General features: G+C 39.6%; 19 protein-coding genes and 1 tRNA gene. 18 read left to right on the top strand and 2 right to left on the bottom strand.

Going from position 1 to position 14,776, the window contains the following annotated elements; all coding sequences use genetic code 11:
- Positions 1-69 precede the first annotated feature (69 nt).
- From FM071_RS08580 to FM071_RS08570, 3 genes are all read left to right on the top strand, one after another.
- A complete protein-coding gene (locus FM071_RS08580) occupies positions 70-384 on the top strand; it encodes a F0F1 ATP synthase subunit C (RefSeq protein ID WP_152183404.1) in 315 nt (104 codons plus the stop codon).
- Positions 385-455: 71 nt separating this feature from the next.
- Positions 456-539 (top strand) — tRNA-Leu (locus tag FM071_RS08575).
- Positions 540-611: 72 nt separating this feature from the next.
- Positions 612-1,631, top strand: coding sequence for an aldo/keto reductase (locus tag FM071_RS08570; protein ID WP_193110587.1), 1,020 nt, complete (start codon positions 612-614; stop codon positions 1,629-1,631).
- A gap of 4 nt (positions 1,632-1,635) precedes the next feature.
- Here FM071_RS08570 and FM071_RS08565 read toward each other — a convergent pair whose 3' ends face one another.
- Positions 1,636-1,896 carry a hypothetical protein gene (locus FM071_RS08565; RefSeq protein ID WP_193110586.1) on the bottom strand — a complete coding sequence of 87 codons (261 nt, stop codon included), beginning with the start codon at positions 1,894-1,896 and terminating at the stop codon, positions 1,636-1,638.
- A 47-nt stretch (positions 1,897-1,943) separates the two neighbouring features.
- Between FM071_RS08565 and FM071_RS08560 the strand changes: the two genes are divergently transcribed.
- Genes FM071_RS08560 through FM071_RS08545 form a run of 4 tightly spaced genes read left to right on the top strand, consistent with a single transcriptional unit; the run spans position 1,944 to position 4,380 of the window.
- Entirely contained in the window at positions 1,944-2,396 is a 453-nt protein-coding gene (locus FM071_RS08560; RefSeq protein WP_193110585.1) for a low molecular weight protein-tyrosine-phosphatase, read from the top strand.
- A gap of 13 nt (positions 2,397-2,409) precedes the next feature.
- Positions 2,410-3,336 (top strand): cysteine synthase A, encoded by a 927-nt coding sequence (cysK, locus tag FM071_RS08555; RefSeq protein WP_193110584.1) that lies wholly within the window; start codon positions 2,410-2,412, stop codon positions 3,334-3,336.
- Positions 3,326-3,919 carry an aminotransferase class IV family protein gene (locus FM071_RS08550; RefSeq protein ID WP_193110583.1) on the top strand — a complete coding sequence of 198 codons (594 nt, stop codon included), beginning with the start codon at positions 3,326-3,328 and terminating at the stop codon, positions 3,917-3,919. Before cysK ends, FM071_RS08550 begins: the two co-directional genes overlap by 11 nt.
- Positions 3,913-4,380 carry a hypothetical protein gene (locus FM071_RS08545; RefSeq protein WP_193110582.1) on the top strand — a complete coding sequence of 156 codons (468 nt, stop codon included), beginning with the start codon at positions 3,913-3,915 and terminating at the stop codon, positions 4,378-4,380. Before FM071_RS08550 ends, FM071_RS08545 begins: the two co-directional genes overlap by 7 nt.
- Positions 4,381-4,386: 6 nt before the next feature.
- On the opposite strand, the gene FM071_RS08540 is transcribed toward FM071_RS08545, so the two are convergent.
- Complete coding sequence (locus tag FM071_RS08540) at positions 4,387-5,289, bottom strand: LysR family transcriptional regulator (protein WP_193110581.1); 903 nt, start codon at positions 5,287-5,289, stop codon at positions 4,387-4,389.
- 126 nt (positions 5,290-5,415) lie between these two features.
- On the opposite strand from FM071_RS08540, the gene FM071_RS08535 reads away from it, so the two are divergent.
- The 11 genes from FM071_RS08535 (at position 5,416) to FM071_RS08485 (ending at position 14,730) form a co-directional block, all read left to right on the top strand.
- A complete protein-coding gene (locus tag FM071_RS08535; protein ID WP_193110580.1) occupies positions 5,416-7,467 on the top strand; it encodes an ATP-dependent helicase in 2,052 nt (683 codons plus the stop codon).
- Positions 7,464-8,285, top strand: coding sequence for a tRNA pseudouridine(55) synthase TruB (gene truB / locus FM071_RS08530; protein WP_193110579.1), 822 nt, complete (start codon positions 7,464-7,466; stop codon positions 8,283-8,285). The genes FM071_RS08535 and truB overlap by 4 nt, the downstream gene beginning before the upstream one ends.
- Positions 8,279-8,515, top strand: coding sequence for a carbon storage regulator CsrA (gene csrA / locus FM071_RS08525; protein WP_193110578.1), 237 nt, complete (start codon positions 8,279-8,281; stop codon positions 8,513-8,515). Before truB ends, csrA begins: the two co-directional genes overlap by 7 nt.
- A 7-nt stretch (positions 8,516-8,522) precedes the next feature.
- The gene (locus FM071_RS08520) at positions 8,523-9,317 is read left to right on the top strand and encodes a 4-(cytidine 5'-diphospho)-2-C-methyl-D-erythritol kinase (protein ID WP_193110577.1); all 795 of its coding nucleotides are present in this window, start codon (positions 8,523-8,525) and stop codon (positions 9,315-9,317) included.
- A gap of 3 nt (positions 9,318-9,320) precedes the next feature.
- Positions 9,321-9,773 (top strand): SsrA-binding protein SmpB, encoded by a 453-nt coding sequence (gene smpB / locus FM071_RS08515; protein WP_193110576.1) that lies wholly within the window; start codon positions 9,321-9,323, stop codon positions 9,771-9,773.
- Positions 9,773-10,651, top strand: coding sequence for a peptidoglycan metallopeptidase Pgp3 (pgp3, locus tag FM071_RS08510; protein WP_193110575.1), 879 nt, complete (start codon positions 9,773-9,775; stop codon positions 10,649-10,651). The genes smpB and pgp3 overlap by 1 nt, the downstream gene beginning before the upstream one ends.
- 81 nt (positions 10,652-10,732) lie before the next feature.
- On the top strand, positions 10,733-11,320 hold the full coding sequence (locus tag FM071_RS08505) for a tetratricopeptide repeat protein (RefSeq protein ID WP_193110574.1): 588 nt from the start codon (positions 10,733-10,735) through the stop codon (positions 11,318-11,320).
- A complete protein-coding gene (locus FM071_RS08500) occupies positions 11,317-12,039 on the top strand; it encodes a Nif3-like dinuclear metal center hexameric protein (protein WP_193110573.1) in 723 nt (240 codons plus the stop codon). Before FM071_RS08505 ends, FM071_RS08500 begins: the two co-directional genes overlap by 4 nt.
- 48 nt (positions 12,040-12,087) lie before the next feature.
- Positions 12,088-12,801, top strand: a complete 714-nt coding sequence (locus FM071_RS08495; protein ID WP_193110572.1) for a zinc ribbon domain-containing protein — start codon at positions 12,088-12,090, stop codon at positions 12,799-12,801.
- 3 nt (positions 12,802-12,804) lie between these two features.
- On the top strand, positions 12,805-13,983 hold the full coding sequence (gene waaA, locus FM071_RS08490; RefSeq protein ID WP_193110571.1) for a lipid IV(A) 3-deoxy-D-manno-octulosonic acid transferase: 1,179 nt from the start codon (positions 12,805-12,807) through the stop codon (positions 13,981-13,983).
- Between the two features lie 12 nt (positions 13,984-13,995).
- Positions 13,996-14,730 carry a pseudouridine synthase family protein gene (locus FM071_RS08485; protein ID WP_193110570.1) on the top strand — a complete coding sequence of 245 codons (735 nt, stop codon included), beginning with the start codon at positions 13,996-13,998 and terminating at the stop codon, positions 14,728-14,730.
- Positions 14,731-14,776 lie beyond the last annotated feature (46 nt).

Genomic DNA, 14,776 nt, shown 5'->3' with positions numbered 1-14,776 from the left:
CGGTTGCTTCATGATTAAAAATGAGGTTACGCTATCCGAACGGATTGTAATAAATTTAAGGAACACATTATGAAAAAAATTCTTTTTCTTTTAGTAGCATTATCTGCTGCAGCGTTTGCTAACGACGGTGAAGTTGCAAACCAAACTCTTAAAGCTTACTCTATGTTAGCTGCTGGTTTAGCGATCGGTACAGCTGCACTTGGTGGAGCTATCGGTATGGGTAGCACTGCTGCTGCAACTATCGCTGGTACAGCTCGTAACCCAGGTTTAGGTGCTAAACTTATGACTACAATGTTCATCGCTCTTGCAATGATCGAAGCACAAGTTATCTATGCACTAGTAATTGCATTGATCGCACTTTACGCTAACCCATACTTAGGTTAATCTTTTAAGATAAAATAAGTAAACCTCAGTTTGGCTCTTCTGAGCCAAACAACTTTTATATACCACAAAATGCGCAGGTGGTGGAATGGTAGACACGCAACGTTGAGGTCGTTGTGCCTTCGGGTGTGGGGGTTCAACTCCCCCTCTGCGCACCATACTTTCAAATAATTATCCAACTTTAAAACTTCTTTGTTACAATCAAGTAAATTTTTATTAAAGAGACAGCTATGCACTATCGATATATAGGAAAGACGGGACTTCGTGTGAGCCCGATTTGTTTGGGAACTATGACTTTTGGTACACAGACTCCTGATGAAACAACAGCTTTTGAGATAATGGACAAAGCTTATGATGCAGGGGTAAATTTTTTTGATACTGCTGAGCTTTATCCTGTTCCGCCAAGTGCAAAACTTGCCGGACTTACCGAAGAGATAGTCGGGCGTTGGTTAAAGACAAAACCACGTGAGAGCATCATTCTTGCAACGAAGGTGGCAGGAGCTGCAAACGGGTGGTTTGTACCGCCTATTCGCCATGGTTTAACGGCTATTGACAGTTTTCATATAGAAAGAGCGCTTGAAGGAAGTTTGAAGCGCTTACAGACAGATTATATAGATCTTTATCAGATGCACTGGCCAGATACGATCGTTCCGATTGAAGAGAGTCTCAAAGCTTTTGACAGACTTGTGCAAAGTGGTAAGGTTCGTTATCTCGGTACATCGAATGACACGGCATACGGAACGACAAAAGCTTTGATGACTTCAGAGTTTAAAAATTATGCCCGTTTCGAGTCGATTCAAAACAATTTTTCTCTGCTGAACCGTCGATTTTTGGATGAACTCTCCACTTTATGTGAAAAAGAGCAGATTTCATTGCTGCCCTATTCTCCTCTTGGCGGAGGAGTACTCAGCGGTAAGTATAATCAACCGGAGATTCATGAGGGCCGCTTTTCAGCCTATATGAGATCAAAAGAGAAACGACAACGATTGATGGCAGCACGTTTTGTAAATGACAAAACACTTGCATCGACACAGAAATATCTTAAAATAGCACATGACGCAGGATTGGACCCTGTAACAATGGCGACAGCCTGGTCGAAGCAGTTTGGCTTTGTTGCTTCCACCATCATTGGAGCGACACGGCCTGAACAGCTCGATGCATCGCTTGCGGCCATGGATTTGGAACTTTCGCAGGATATACTCGATGCCTGTGACAAGGTTCATGAAGAGATTTTATATCCTATGGGATAATGCTTTAAATCTCTCCCGCCTTCCACGCTTCGATAGCGTCATTCAGTGTTTCAAACTCATCTGATTTACCGATGATAAATATTTCATCAAAGATATAGCAGATAATATGCCGACTGAGGGGTTCAAGTAAAAAAACAGCATACTCTTCAATACTTTTCATATCGACAGATAAAACCATCATCCCATCGATGATATCATTGATCTGCGGTACAACATCGTACTCGACATCTATAAGTTTTTTTCCATCACTCTGATATATAGCCACTGCATCAACCTTTTTTAGTATAATTCTACCTAAAAAGAGAGAAAATTATGCAATCTGTACTATTTGTATGTCTTGGTAATATCTGTCGCTCACCTTTAGCAGAGGCAATAGCAAAGAAGATCTCACAAGAGAGAGGACTGAATATTCTTATCGACTCGGCAGGAACGGGGGATTGGCATATTGGAGAAGCACCTTGTGTAGACTCCATAAAAGTTGCCAAGATGCATGGTGTTGACATTTCGTCTTTACGTGCAAGACAGGTAAGTAAAAAAGATTTGGAAATCTTTGAACTTATGGTCGCTCTTGATGAGAAAAACTATGCAGACCTCAAAGCTATGGGAGCGAACAATATTGTAAAACTCGGTAATTATGGATATGATGGAGCTGACATACCGGACCCGTACTTTTTTAACGGTTTTGAAGGCTTTGACAAAGTGTATGAGATGATAGAAGTTTGTGTTAATAATCTTTTTAAGCTAAAATTTGAAAATAAAGAATAAGAAGGTAAGAATAATGAATATAGCAAATGACGTAAGTGAATTGGTTGGCAATACACCATTGGTCAGATTAAATACTCCTTCGAAGTTATCAGGGGCGGTAATACTCGGTAAATGTGAATTTATGAACCCGACATCTTCAGTAAAAGACCGTATAGGATTTAATATGATACGCCGAGGCATCGAGTCAGGAAAAATTACAAAAGATACGACCATTATTGAGCCGACAAGCGGTAATACGGGCATTGCGCTTGCATCAATTTGTGCAGCAAAAGGTCTGAAACTGATCTTGACGATGCCTGATTCCATGAGTATTGAACGGAGAAATCTACTCAAGGCACTTGGTGCAGAGCTTGTACTTACGCCTGCTGCAAAAGGGATGAAAGGTTCCATTGCCAAAGCAGAAGAGTTGCGTGAGGCTACGCTAAACTCATTGATACTGCAGCAGTTTCAAAACCCTGCCAATCCGGAAATTCATACATTGACAACGGCCCGTGAAATACTGCGAGACACTGATGGAAATCTTGATGTGTTCGTTGCAGCTGTTGGAACAGGCGGTACGCTTACGGGAACATCGAAAGTGTTGCGGGAAGAAGTTAAAGATATCGCAATTTTTGCAGTTGAGCCGGAGGCTTCGGCGATACTTTCAGGAGAAGATCCTGCACCGCATAAGATTCAAGGGATTGGTGCCGGTTTCGTGCCGGACATTTTAGATACGTCTGTGTACGGCGAAGTCATAAAAGTGAGTAATGAAGATGCGATTGCAACGGCAAAAATGCTTGCACGAAAAGAGGGACTGCTTGTTGGAATATCAGCAGGTGCCAATGTCTATGCCGCTATGCAAATCGCCTCACGTACTGAGTTTCAAGGCAAGACAATCGTAACTATTTTATGTGATACGGGAGAGCGTTATCTCTCTACAGAACTTTTCAGTGAAGATTGATTTTTTAGAGACCATAAAAGCTAAAAACGGTACTCTTTTTCATATGGAGTATCATCAAAAACGCTATGAAAGTGTACTGCACTCTTATGGCATTACATCATACAAGCATTTAGAAGATTTTATAGAAGTGCCTGCAGAGGGGCTTTACAGATGCAGGCTTTTGTATGATTTGCAGGGGAATATTGAATGTTCTTATTACAACTATAAAAAAAGAGCCATCAACTCTTTGAAGCTTGTCTATGATGACACCATGGAGTACGAGAAAAAATATGCCGACAGAACAGCACTCGATACTCTTTTTACAAAAAAAGGTGACTGTGATGATATTCTGATAGTAAAAAATGCTCTTATGACTGATACAAGCATCGCGAATATTGCATTTTTTGACGGCAGACAATGGGTGACACCAAAACAGCCTCTTTTAGAGGGAACAACACGAGCAAGACTTTTAGAAAAAGGGTTTTTGGTTGCACGGGATATCAGTGTATATGAACTGAAAAACTTCTCAAAAATCGCCCTGATGAATGCGATGATAGATTTTGATATAATTGCAGATAAAACAATAGAGGAAATAATTTGTTAGAGAGTTTAATAGAAGATAGAGATTTTGCAAAAATGATGAAAAAGCATATGCAGGAACTTATGAGTATACTTTTTCAAAAAGATCAGAACTTCGGGATCTTATGTAAGATTGAAGATGTTACATTTAATCCGGAACTCCCTGATGACATGAATGCGGAATTTCGTCCTTTAACACTCTTTTTTCTTGCAGGCTATACCTTTGAAACTGCTCAGATCGAAGATGATATGCTTATCTTTGAGGCGGGATTTGGGAGTGACAATTTTGGCAGTGTCGTTGCTGTACCATTATTGAGCATTTTACAGATTATTGTAGATGAAACGCCGATATTTATCAATATTGCCGTTGAAAAAGAAGATGTAAAAGAAAAAGAGAAGAGTGAAGTTGATGAAAATGGAGTGAAGAACTCCATGGCTTCTTTTCTCTCAAACCCTGAAAACTCAAAGTTTTTGAAAAAGAAGTAAAAAGTTTTAGACTCTGTTCAAAGAGAGCAGGTAGTTGACGACATTGTCTACAAAGGCATCATGCTTTCTCTCTTTAAGGTAAGCAATGTAGAAGTGTCTTGTTATCTTGTGGTTTTTAAGTCTTGCTTCATAGAGTGTACCGTTTTCAATTTCCGCTTTGATAACGTGGCGTGACATTATAGATACAAGCGGTCTTTCTGCATTTTTATCTGCATGAAGCACAGTCTCTTTGATAGCAGTTTGGGATGCTAGAACACCAATAACATTGAAGCTGTTGCAATTTACACCAATCTCGTCAAATGTTTCAGCTGTTAGCTTTCTTGTATGTGACTCTTCATTTCTACATACCCAGTCAAAATCAAGCAGATCATCTGCGCTGAGGTGTTTTTTGATCGGTTGGTTTGCAAAGACAACAAGTTCATCTTCAACCCATTCTCTATAGATGATGCCGTCTTTAAATATAGGCGATTCAATCAGTGCGACATCTATTTTTTTATCTTCGAGTTGATCGATGATATTTGAAGAGACATCGACGTTCATAAACACTTCATTGTCAATACGTTTTTTAATCTCACCGAGATAGTTTGGCAGGACATAGTTTCCAATAGCAAACGAAGAGCCCATAACAAAAGTGAACTCTTTGTTCATGATTTTAAGAAGCTCTTTTTCTGAGTTCTGGATCGCTTTTTCAAGTCTTGTTGCAATACGATACAGATCTTCACCCTCTTTGGTGAGAACAATACCGTTCTTTTTACGCTCAACTATTTTTGTATCAAGATAGTCTTCGATAAATTTTATCTGCTGTGTGACTGCAGGCTGTGATATGCCTAATTTAGCGGATGCTTTAGAGAAACTCTTCTCTTTTATGACCATTAAAAATGTTTGTAATTTGGCAAAATCTTTTAACATAATAATTCCTATAAGTAATAATAATGACAAAATTATAACTCATAATTATAATTATTGCAATAGTTTTGTAATAATTTTCAGTTTTTTTTGTTATAATATTATTACTTTAGAAAAATATGGACCTTTATGGAAAAAATATTTAAAAATTTAAATGATTCTCAATCAGCTGCAGTAAAACAAACAGAAGGCCCTGTACTTATCTTGGCAGGTGCAGGAAGCGGGAAGACAACGACTATTATTTCCCGTTTAGCATACCTCATTGAGGTTGTCGGTATACCGCCTGCAAATACTTTGACGCTTACTTTTACAAATAAAGCAGCGCGTGAGATGAAAGAGCGTTCTATGGCGATGATGGAGAAAAACGGTGCCTATCCGCCGCTTCTTTGTACATTTCATAAATTTGGTTTGCTCTTTTTAAAATTTAACATTCACCGTTTAGGACGCCAAAACAATTTTGTCGTTATTGATACGGATGATAAAAAAAGAATCATAAAGAAGATAAACTCAGAACTGCCTACACCGCTCATAGCAAGTGAGATTTCCCGTTACAAAAACTCTTTGATGTCTCCTGATGATGCCTATAAGCAGGCGGAACTCTTTAACTATAAACAGATCGCAGAGGTTTACCGTGAGTATGAAAATCATCTTAAGGAGAATAATCTTGTCGATTTTGATGACCTGATCGCATTGACATATAAGCTGCTTGATGAAAATCCGGAGCTGGCTCAGGAAACATCGCAGAAGTATCAGTATATTATGATCGATGAATATCAAGATACCAATGAACTGCAGTTAAAGCTCATTCAAAAACTCTGCACTTCCCATAACAATATCTGTGTGGTTGGTGATGACGATCAGAGTATTTACGGCTGGCGTGGCGCACATATTCGAAATATTATGGAGTTCGATGAAGATTTTGAGGGAGCGAGTGTTTTTAAACTCGAAGAGAACTACCGCTCACGTGCACCTATCTTAAAGACTGCCAATGCACTCATTGAACACAACCGTTCCCGTCTTGGCAAGAGTCTTATCGCAACTCGCGGGGAGGGTGAAGATGTTGCCATCCTTAATTCCAACGATGAGAATGAAGAGGCAAGAAAAATCGCACTGAAGATTCAAAAACTTTTGGATTCGGGCGTTGAAGCAAGTGAGATAGCGATTTTGTATCGTGTCAATGTGCTTTCTCGTTCTATAGAAGAGGGGCTTAACCGTGCAGGCATCGGTTATAAACTTGTCGGTGGTGTTCGCTTCCTTGAGAGGGCGGAAGTCAAAGACCTTATCTCTTACATACGAGTTATTACAAACAATCACGATGATTTTTCACTCAAGCGTATCGTAAACAAGCCAAAACGCGGACTTGGAAAAGCGAGTGTTGACAAGATAGAACTGGCTGCTCACGCAAAGGGAAGCTCTATCTTTGAGTATATAAAAACAGTTGATTTTGCAGAGCTTGAAGCACTTGTGAAAAAGAAAAACGCAACGACGCTGAAAAAATTCATTGCAGATATCGACGATGTAGCTCGGGTGGCGAAAGAGTCGACTTATGAATTTATCGACGTACTCGAAGATACATTCCATCTCAAAGATATTTATGTCAATATGCAAGACGGGCAGGAACGCATCCTCAATATGGATGAATTCTACGGACTTTTCCGTGACTTCATTAAAAATCATCCCGAAGCTTCATTGGATGAGTTTTTAAATGAACTGACACTGCAGAGTGAGCAGGATCAGGTCGAGGGAGAATCTATCTATATGATGAGCATACACGCTTCCAAAGGTCTGGAGTTTGAGCATGTGTTTGTCATTGGAATGGAAGAGGGCTTTCTGCCATTGGTAGGTGACGGCAGTGACCTTGAAGAGGAGCGTCGTCTTGGTTATGTCTCATTTACCCGTGCAAAAGAGTCGTTGACACTCTCTCACGCAGGCAGCCGTTTTTACAAAGGGCGCAGAAGTGATTTGGCAAAAAGCCGTTTTTTCAATGAAGCGGGACTCTGTGACGGTTCACTGATAGTCGAGAAAAAGACTGCCTATAAAAAAGGTGACCTCGTTCGCCATAAGATTTTTGGAACAGGTCGTGTAACAGGTGTGAGTAAATCGGGACGAGAGTTTAAACTGCAGATCAATTTTGCAGGAACAAAAAGAGATATTCTTGCATCTTTTGTAGAAAGATTATGAATCGTCTTTTTGTTGCCTATAAACCGAGTGGAATCGGCTCAAATAAATTTCTTTATAGTTTAAAGAGAAAATATAATGATAAAAAGGCAGGTTTTGCAGGAACGCTTGACCCTTTTGCAAAAGGTGTTTTACTTGTCGGATTTGGCTCGCATACAAAGCTGTTTCGTTTTTTGAACAAAACCCCAAAAAGATACAGAGCGACACTGTGGCTCGGTGCAAAGAGCGACTCTTTGGATATTGAGATGATAGAGTCTGTTGATGAGGTTCCCAAGTTACCGATTTCCAAAGTAGAAGAAATTGTGAAATCACTTGAGGGCACTTTGGAGTATGAACCGCCTATCTTTTCGGCAAAACGCATCAACGGCCAGCGTGCTTATGATCTTGCGCGCGCCGGAAAAAAAGTTGAACTAAATAAAATCACTTCGACAATCTATGAGACAGAACTGCTGCACTACTGCCACCCTTTTGTTACTTTTGAAGCAACGGTGAGTGAAGGAACATATATCCGCTCACTCGGGAGAATAATAGCGCAGCGGCTTGGAGTGCAAGAGGGAAGTCTCTCAATGCTTGAGAGGCTTTGTGAAGGGCAGTTTGTCTATGAAAATGAAAAGGCGCTTGATATCAAAAAATCTCTGAACATTCCTCAAAACTATTATCTTGGGGATTATGACAATGTCAGATATGGAAGAGTTCTTGCTTTAGAAGATCTAAAGATTCAAGATGAGGGAACATACTGGCTTGATAACGGTGAGAATATCTCTATAATCACTGTCAGTCAAAAGAGTGTAAAATACGAATTAGGAAGAATAGAATGTTAGTACTTGCAAGAAAACTAGGTGAGTCTATAGTTATTGGAGATAATATCACGGTCAAAGTCGTTGCAGTAGAGAACGGTGTTGTAAAACTCGGTATTGATGCGCCGCGTGAGATCTCGATAATTCGCAGTGAATTGATAGAAGAGGTGACCAAAAGTAATCAGGCGGCTGTTTTACATCACGGTGTCAATAAAGAAGATATAGATTCACTTAGTAAATTACTTGGGAAATAAGAAAGTAATGAAGAAATATAAAGCCTTTTCCAAAGTAAATGTCTTTTTGAAGATAAGCGGCAAGCGTGGGAATTATCATGAAATAGTTTCTCGTTTTATGCGCGTGAACGATCTCTTTGATGAGCTTTCTTTTGTCTCCAAGGAAAAGGTAGGGACAAACAGCAATGAATTTGGCATTATTGGTGATTTTGCCTGTAAAACAGAAGAGAATACTATCTATAAAGCTTACAAGGCACTCAAATCTGCAACAAATTCAGAAGCTCTGGAAAAACTGATGCAGACACATGCCGTTATGGTTGAAAAAAATATTCCTGCTTTTGCAGGACTAGGCGGCGGCAGCAGTGATGCGGCAACGTATCTCAAAATGTGCAACGAAGTACTGCATTTGGGTTTAAGCCTTAATGAACTGGCTGCGATTGGCCTGCAAGTGGGTGCCGATGTACCGTTTTTTATCTATGGGTATGCAAGTGCCAATGTAAGCGGTATCGGCGAAGTTGTAGAAGCGTATGATGAAGAGCTGCTTGATTTTGAAGTATTCACTCCCGATGTCAAGATAGCAACACCAAAAGTATACAGTGCCTACAGAGAAAATTTTTATGAACCTATCGATGGTTTTGCAACACAAAAGCTCAAGGAAACACCTTCAAAAGAGATACTCCAGAGTATGAGTGCCAAAGAGGCAAATGACCTCTTCGCACCGGCACTGCAAGAGTATAAAGAACTCAAAGAGCATTATAGACAAGGCTACTTCTTCAGTGGGAGCGGCAGCAGTTTTTTTAAAGTAAAGGAAAAAGAAGCGTAAATTATGGGTGAAACAATAGCAAAGAATAAAAAAGCCTATCATGATTATTTTATAGAAGAGAAGTTTGAAGCGGGTCTGGTGCTTACGGGAAGCGAAGTCAAAGGGCTGCGTGCACACCGTGCAAACCTCAAAGACAGCTTTATCCGTTTTGTAAAAGGTGAGCCGTATCTTTTCAATGCACATATTGGGCGACTTGAGACGACACACCGTTTTTACGGACATGAAGAGCGAGGCAGCCGGAAATTGCTGCTGCATAAAAAACAGATAGCAAAACTGCAAAAAGCGGTCGATCGTGACGGTTATACGATTGTGCCGCTGCAGATATATTTTAACGACAGAAACATCGCAAAACTGCAAATAGCCATCGCCAAAGGAAAACAGCTGCATGACAAGCGCCATGACCTGAAAGAAAAAGATCAAAAACGCGATATAGCAAGGGCGATGAAGGATTATTGATGCTACGATATCTTCTCCTCTTTGTAGTATATACTTCTCTTTTTGCACTCAATTTTGAGATAGTCAATCCTGATGTCGCCAACGGTAAAACGACGCTGATAAAATTTAAAAAAGAGAAGGGTGTTACCTATAAAGATGTTCTTGTCGGCAAAAAGAGGTTCCCTGTTTTTCAAAACCCTCTGCGTGAGGATGAGTACTGTGCACTTGTTGGATTTTCCTACTATGAAAAGCCTGCAACCAAAGAGCTTTACGTGGAGTATGAGAAGCATAAAAAAAGAGAAAAAAAATTGCTCTTTTTGCATCTTCACGCAGGAGCGTATGAAAAAGAGACGATCAAGGTCGATCCATCGAAAGTCAATCCAAAAGCCCCAGCGGTAAAAAAAAGAATTGCAAAAGAGTATGCTGAGGCGATGAAAGTCTATAATCATGTCAGCAGAGAAAATTATCTGCGTGAGCCGTTTATTTTGCCGATCGAGAGTAAAATTACAAGTGATTTTGGAAAAGCAAGAGTCTATAATGGCTCGCTAAAGGGGTATCACAGCGGTACAGACTTTCGTGCGAAAATAGGAACACCGATCCATGCGGCAAATGACGGAAAAGTTGTTTTGGTTAAAAAACGATTTTATTCCGGTGGAACAGTTGTTCTTGATCATGGTAAGGGGATTTACACCTGTTACTTTCATATGAGTAAGTTCCATGTGAAAAAGGGAGAGATTGTCAAACGCGGTGAGATATTAGGTCTTTCAGGCAAAAGCGGACGTGTAACAGGTCCCCATTTGCACTTTTCTGCTAGAATTAATGGCGTACAAGTCGATCCTTTGCAACTTATAAAATTAATGAATAATAACGTGCTTGACTTTCCAAAAGATACTTTGTAGAGGCTCAGACCATCGGGAGGATTTGTCCTCGTAAAAGCATCTTTTGGAAAGTCTTAGTAACTATAGACAGGAGAATAATTAGTGACACTTTTTCAACTTTTGATGCTTGGCGCATCGGCATTTTTTGCCTATAAAATTTATGAACACATTCAAACATTACAGGATCCAACAGAAAATCAAGGTGATAGAAGTGCTGATGCTTTTTCTACTTTTGATGCTTCTGCGCTTATCCAAAGCGGTGATGAAGCGATGCAAAAGGGTGACTACCAAAAAGCACTCGCTATCTACTCTGAAGTCAATATAAAATCGCCAAAAGATGCAGATACTCTTTTTAAAATGGGATATGCTTTAATGCAGCAAGAACGTAATGATGAAGCAATAGAATACTATAAAGAGGCACTTGAACTTGACCCGAACTCCACTGCCATTCATCAGGCTATGGCGTCACTTTATCGAAAAATGGGTGAGTTTGCGAGTGCGAAAAATCATCTCAATGCATCACTTGAACTCGATGATAAAAATCCGATAACCTATTATAACTATGGTAATTTACTTGTCGATATGAAACATTTCGATGAAGCAAAAGAGATGTATAAAAAAGCGCTTGAACTTGATGCTGATTTTACAGAGGCCAAAGAAGAACTTGAAAAATTAGAGGAGCAACAATGAAAATCTTAGAGATATATGAGTACCTGAACGAACTCTCTCCTTTTGAGATGCAAGAGTCTTGGGATAATTCAGGACTCTTGGTCGGGGACTTTAAAACAGACATTACGACCGTGGCTTTGAGTATCGATGTGGATGAAGAGTTGATAGACTCTTTGGAAGAGGGGACGTTGCTGATTACACATCATCCCATTATCTTTGGCGGTCTCAAGCAGTTGGAATTTTCAAAATACCCGGCAAATCTACTGCATAAGATGATAAAGAAAAACATCTCAAATATCGCAATGCATACGAACTTTGACCAGACGCATCTTAACGATTATGTCGCAATGGAAATCTTAGGTTATGAGATTGCCGAAAAAGATGGTTTTGTGGCTTACCTTGATGTGAATGAAGATTTTGACAGCTTTGCAAAAAAAGTTGCTGCGGCTTTTGGTCTGCCTCACGCAAGATGTGTTAAAGCGAACTCGTTTGTAAAAAGAGCAGCACTCACTACCGGAAGTGGCTGTTCTTTAATGCGCAGTCTGAGTGCTGATTGTTTTTTGACAGGGGATGTAAAATATCATGATGCAATGGAAGCAAAAAGTATAAATCTTTCTGTAATTGACATCGGACATTATGAAAGTGAACGCTTTTTTGCCCAAATTTTACAAAAGTATTTGAAAAATTTAGGTTTAAAAGTTATAATTGCGTCATCAGAAAATCCATTCACCTATATTTAATCATATGTATGAGCATAATGGATCACAGTAAAACCCCAAAGGACTCCAATGAACAAGCACTTAAAGCAACTAATTGATCTCTCTATCGTAGATAAAGAGATAGATGCGTTTGAGCCTCAGATAGAAGAAGCAAACTCAAAATATGAAGCAGCCCTTGCAAAAACGAAGAGTATTGAGTCAGATATTGAAAATTTAACAAATGAAATTAAAGAAGAAGAAGTAAAAAAAGCGAAAAATGAACTTCACCTTGCAGAACTCTCTGCAAAATTAGAAGAAAACGCTAAAAAATCTTCAGAAGTTAAGACTGAACGTGAGATGAAATCTCTGCAACTCGAAGAAGAAATTGCAAAAGAGCAGATCACATTTGCAAATGAAGAGATCGAAAGACTTGAGAAGATCATCGAAGCAAAAAAAGAGCAGATTGAAGCGGCAAGTGCTAAACTTGAAGAACTGCAGTCAAGCCTAGAAAGCGTAAAAGCTGAGGTTGATGCAAAACTTGAAGAGATTAACAAAGAGCGTCAGGAAGTTTTCAAGAAAAAAGAGAAACTTTTGGCTGACATCAACCAAAAAGGTTTGGCGTTCTATCAAAAGATCCGTAGATGGGCAAAAAATACAACGGTAGTTCCTGTAGAGGATCAAGCATGTATGGGTTGCCATATGGTTATCGGCGATAAAGTGTATGCTGATGTCATTAAAGGTGAAGATATAACTACATGTCCTCATTGTGGACGTATTTTGTACGTGAAAGCCAGCGAAGAGTAGGCTTTGAGCCTCTTTAGTGTTTTCTACTTTCTTTTAAGTATCGCGCTTTTTATCATAGCGCTTCCGCTTTTGATACTTTTATCTTTTAAGAAAAAGTATCGAGAGTCGATTCCTGCAAGATTTTTTCTTTTTAGAAATCCTCCTTTTCAACATCTGGATGCTTTATGGTTTCATGTCTGCTCACTTGGTGAAGCAAGAGCATTAAAACCACTACTTCAAAAGTTCTCATCGCAAGAGGTCTGTATATCTACCATTACGCATACAGGACATGCCGAAGCAAAGAAGTATGATGCCGAGGTGCGCTATCTGCCGTATGAGATGCATCTGCCTTTTTGGATACATCGGGAGAAGGTACTTGTCGTTTTGGAGGCTGAGTTTTGGTATTTGCTTTTTCGTGTAGCTAATGCCAGAGGTGCAAAGGTCATTTTACTCAATGCCCGCATATCTGATAAAAGTGTCGATAAATATCTGAAATTTGCATGGTTTTATAAAAAACTGCTTGAAAAAGTGGAGATCATCTATGTGCAGAGCGAAGTGGATAAGAACAGATTTTTAGCACTTGGTGCGAAAAATATTGAAGTCATCGGCAATATAAAACTTGCCGGTGAGATAAAAAAGACGAAAAGTTATGTAAAACCTCAAAAGAGTGAACTCATTGTCGCCGGTTCGACGCATCCGGATGAAGAAGATGCCGTATTAAAAGCATTTATTGCATATAAAAAGCATATGCCTCACGCAAAGCTTGTTGTTGTACCGCGGCATCCGGAACGTTTTGCGAGTGTTTATGAAGTAATGCAGAAATATGCAGGTGAACATTCGTTAACATTAGAGAAATTCTCTCTCACGCAGGATTTTGGAAGTGATCTGATACTTGTTGACATGATGGGCGAGCTGAATAACATTTATGCTGTGAGCGATGTGGCTATATTAGGCGGTGCTTTTCGAGAGGATGTGGGCGGACACAATCCGCTTGAACCGGCATATTTTGGTTGTAAAATCATTACGGGAAAACATTTTTTTCACCAAAAAGAGCTTTTTAAGTATGTGCATCATGTGCAGTATGTAGAGCCTGATGAGATTGCAGCAGCACTGAAACAAACAAAAGAACTGCCGCCTTCGATGGTGGAAGAGACGATAGATCTAGAACCGGTGGTTCAAAAAATAAAAGAATATATGAAATAAAGGAAGAATTTTATGGCAACAGAAAAAGCATATAAATTATTGGCAGCACAAGAGGGGATTTCAAACTCTGCTGCAAAATCTATGATAGACAGAGGACTTGTCTATGTAGGGAACAAGAAAGTGATGATCGCCCGTGGCGAGATTGATGAACGCACGATCTTTCGAGTAGAGAAAGTCGAGAAGGCAAAACCTATCTTTGAAAATGATGACATTATTGTCATCGATAAACCGGCTTATGTGAATTCCGATGAGATCGAACGTCAATTTAAAGGTGCAAGACTTTTGCACAGACTTGACCGTGAGACTAGCGGTGTGCTTATGCTTGTAAAAAATGAAGAATTCCGTGAAAAAGCCATTAAAGAGTTTGCACAGGATAAGGTTTACAAAGAGTATATTGCATGGGTTGAGGGGATTATGACTGAGCCGATAGAAGTGGATAAACCAATTCTCACGCAGAAGAGAAACAATCGTGCCACCTCGAATGTCTCTCCAAAAGGAAAACCGGCAAGAACGGAATTCTTTCCGGATATCGTCAGTGCGAAAAAGACAAAGGTAAAAGTTATTATTCATCACGGAAGAACACACCAGATCCGTGTACATGCAAGATATATTGAACATCCTATCATAGGGGATGAACAGTATGGAGGACGTCGTGCCAAGCGGGTAATGCTGCATGCACATAAAGTGAGACTTCTTGGTATGGAGTTTGTAGCGCCTGAACCAAAAGCGTTTAAGACGTTTGAATAAAAAACTTCGTTACAATTCGAGAAAATTTATATAATTAAAAAGGTAT

Source organism: Sulfurimonas paralvinellae (genome assembly GCF_014905135.1).
Lineage (GTDB): Bacteria > Campylobacterota > Campylobacteria > Campylobacterales > Sulfurimonadaceae > Sulfurimonas > Sulfurimonas paralvinellae.
This window is presented reverse-complemented; position numbering and strand designations above follow the sequence as displayed.

Bases quoted from the DNA above. Each gene is read 5' to 3' on its own strand.
- smpB (WP_193110576.1), top strand. From the start codon at position 9,321: ATGGGTGAAACAATAGCAAAGAATAAAAAAGCCTATCATGATTATTTT.
- truB (WP_193110579.1), top strand. From the start codon at position 7,464: ATGAATCGTCTTTTTGTTGCCTATAAACCGAGTGGAATCGGCTCAAAT.
- FM071_RS08535 (WP_193110580.1), top strand. From the start codon at position 5,416: ATGGAAAAAATATTTAAAAATTTAAATGATTCTCAATCAGCTGCAGTA.
- FM071_RS08485 (WP_193110570.1), top strand. From the start codon at position 13,996: ATGGCAACAGAAAAAGCATATAAATTATTGGCAGCACAAGAGGGGATT.
- FM071_RS08580 (WP_152183404.1), top strand. From the start codon at position 70: ATGAAAAAAATTCTTTTTCTTTTAGTAGCATTATCTGCTGCAGCGTTT.
- FM071_RS08500 (WP_193110573.1), top strand. From the start codon at position 11,317: ATGAAAATCTTAGAGATATATGAGTACCTGAACGAACTCTCTCCTTTT.
- cysK (WP_193110584.1), top strand. From the start codon at position 2,410: ATGAATATAGCAAATGACGTAAGTGAATTGGTTGGCAATACACCATTG.
- FM071_RS08495 (WP_193110572.1), top strand. From the start codon at position 12,088: ATGAACAAGCACTTAAAGCAACTAATTGATCTCTCTATCGTAGATAAA.
- csrA (WP_193110578.1), top strand. From the start codon at position 8,279: ATGTTAGTACTTGCAAGAAAACTAGGTGAGTCTATAGTTATTGGAGAT.
- FM071_RS08570 (WP_193110587.1), top strand. From the start codon at position 612: ATGCACTATCGATATATAGGAAAGACGGGACTTCGTGTGAGCCCGATT.
- FM071_RS08520 (WP_193110577.1), top strand. From the start codon at position 8,523: ATGAAGAAATATAAAGCCTTTTCCAAAGTAAATGTCTTTTTGAAGATA.
- pgp3 (WP_193110575.1), top strand. From the start codon at position 9,773: ATGCTACGATATCTTCTCCTCTTTGTAGTATATACTTCTCTTTTTGCA.
- FM071_RS08540 (WP_193110581.1), bottom strand. From the start codon at position 5,289: ATGTTAAAAGATTTTGCCAAATTACAAACATTTTTAATGGTCATAAAA.
- FM071_RS08560 (WP_193110585.1), top strand. From the start codon at position 1,944: ATGCAATCTGTACTATTTGTATGTCTTGGTAATATCTGTCGCTCACCT.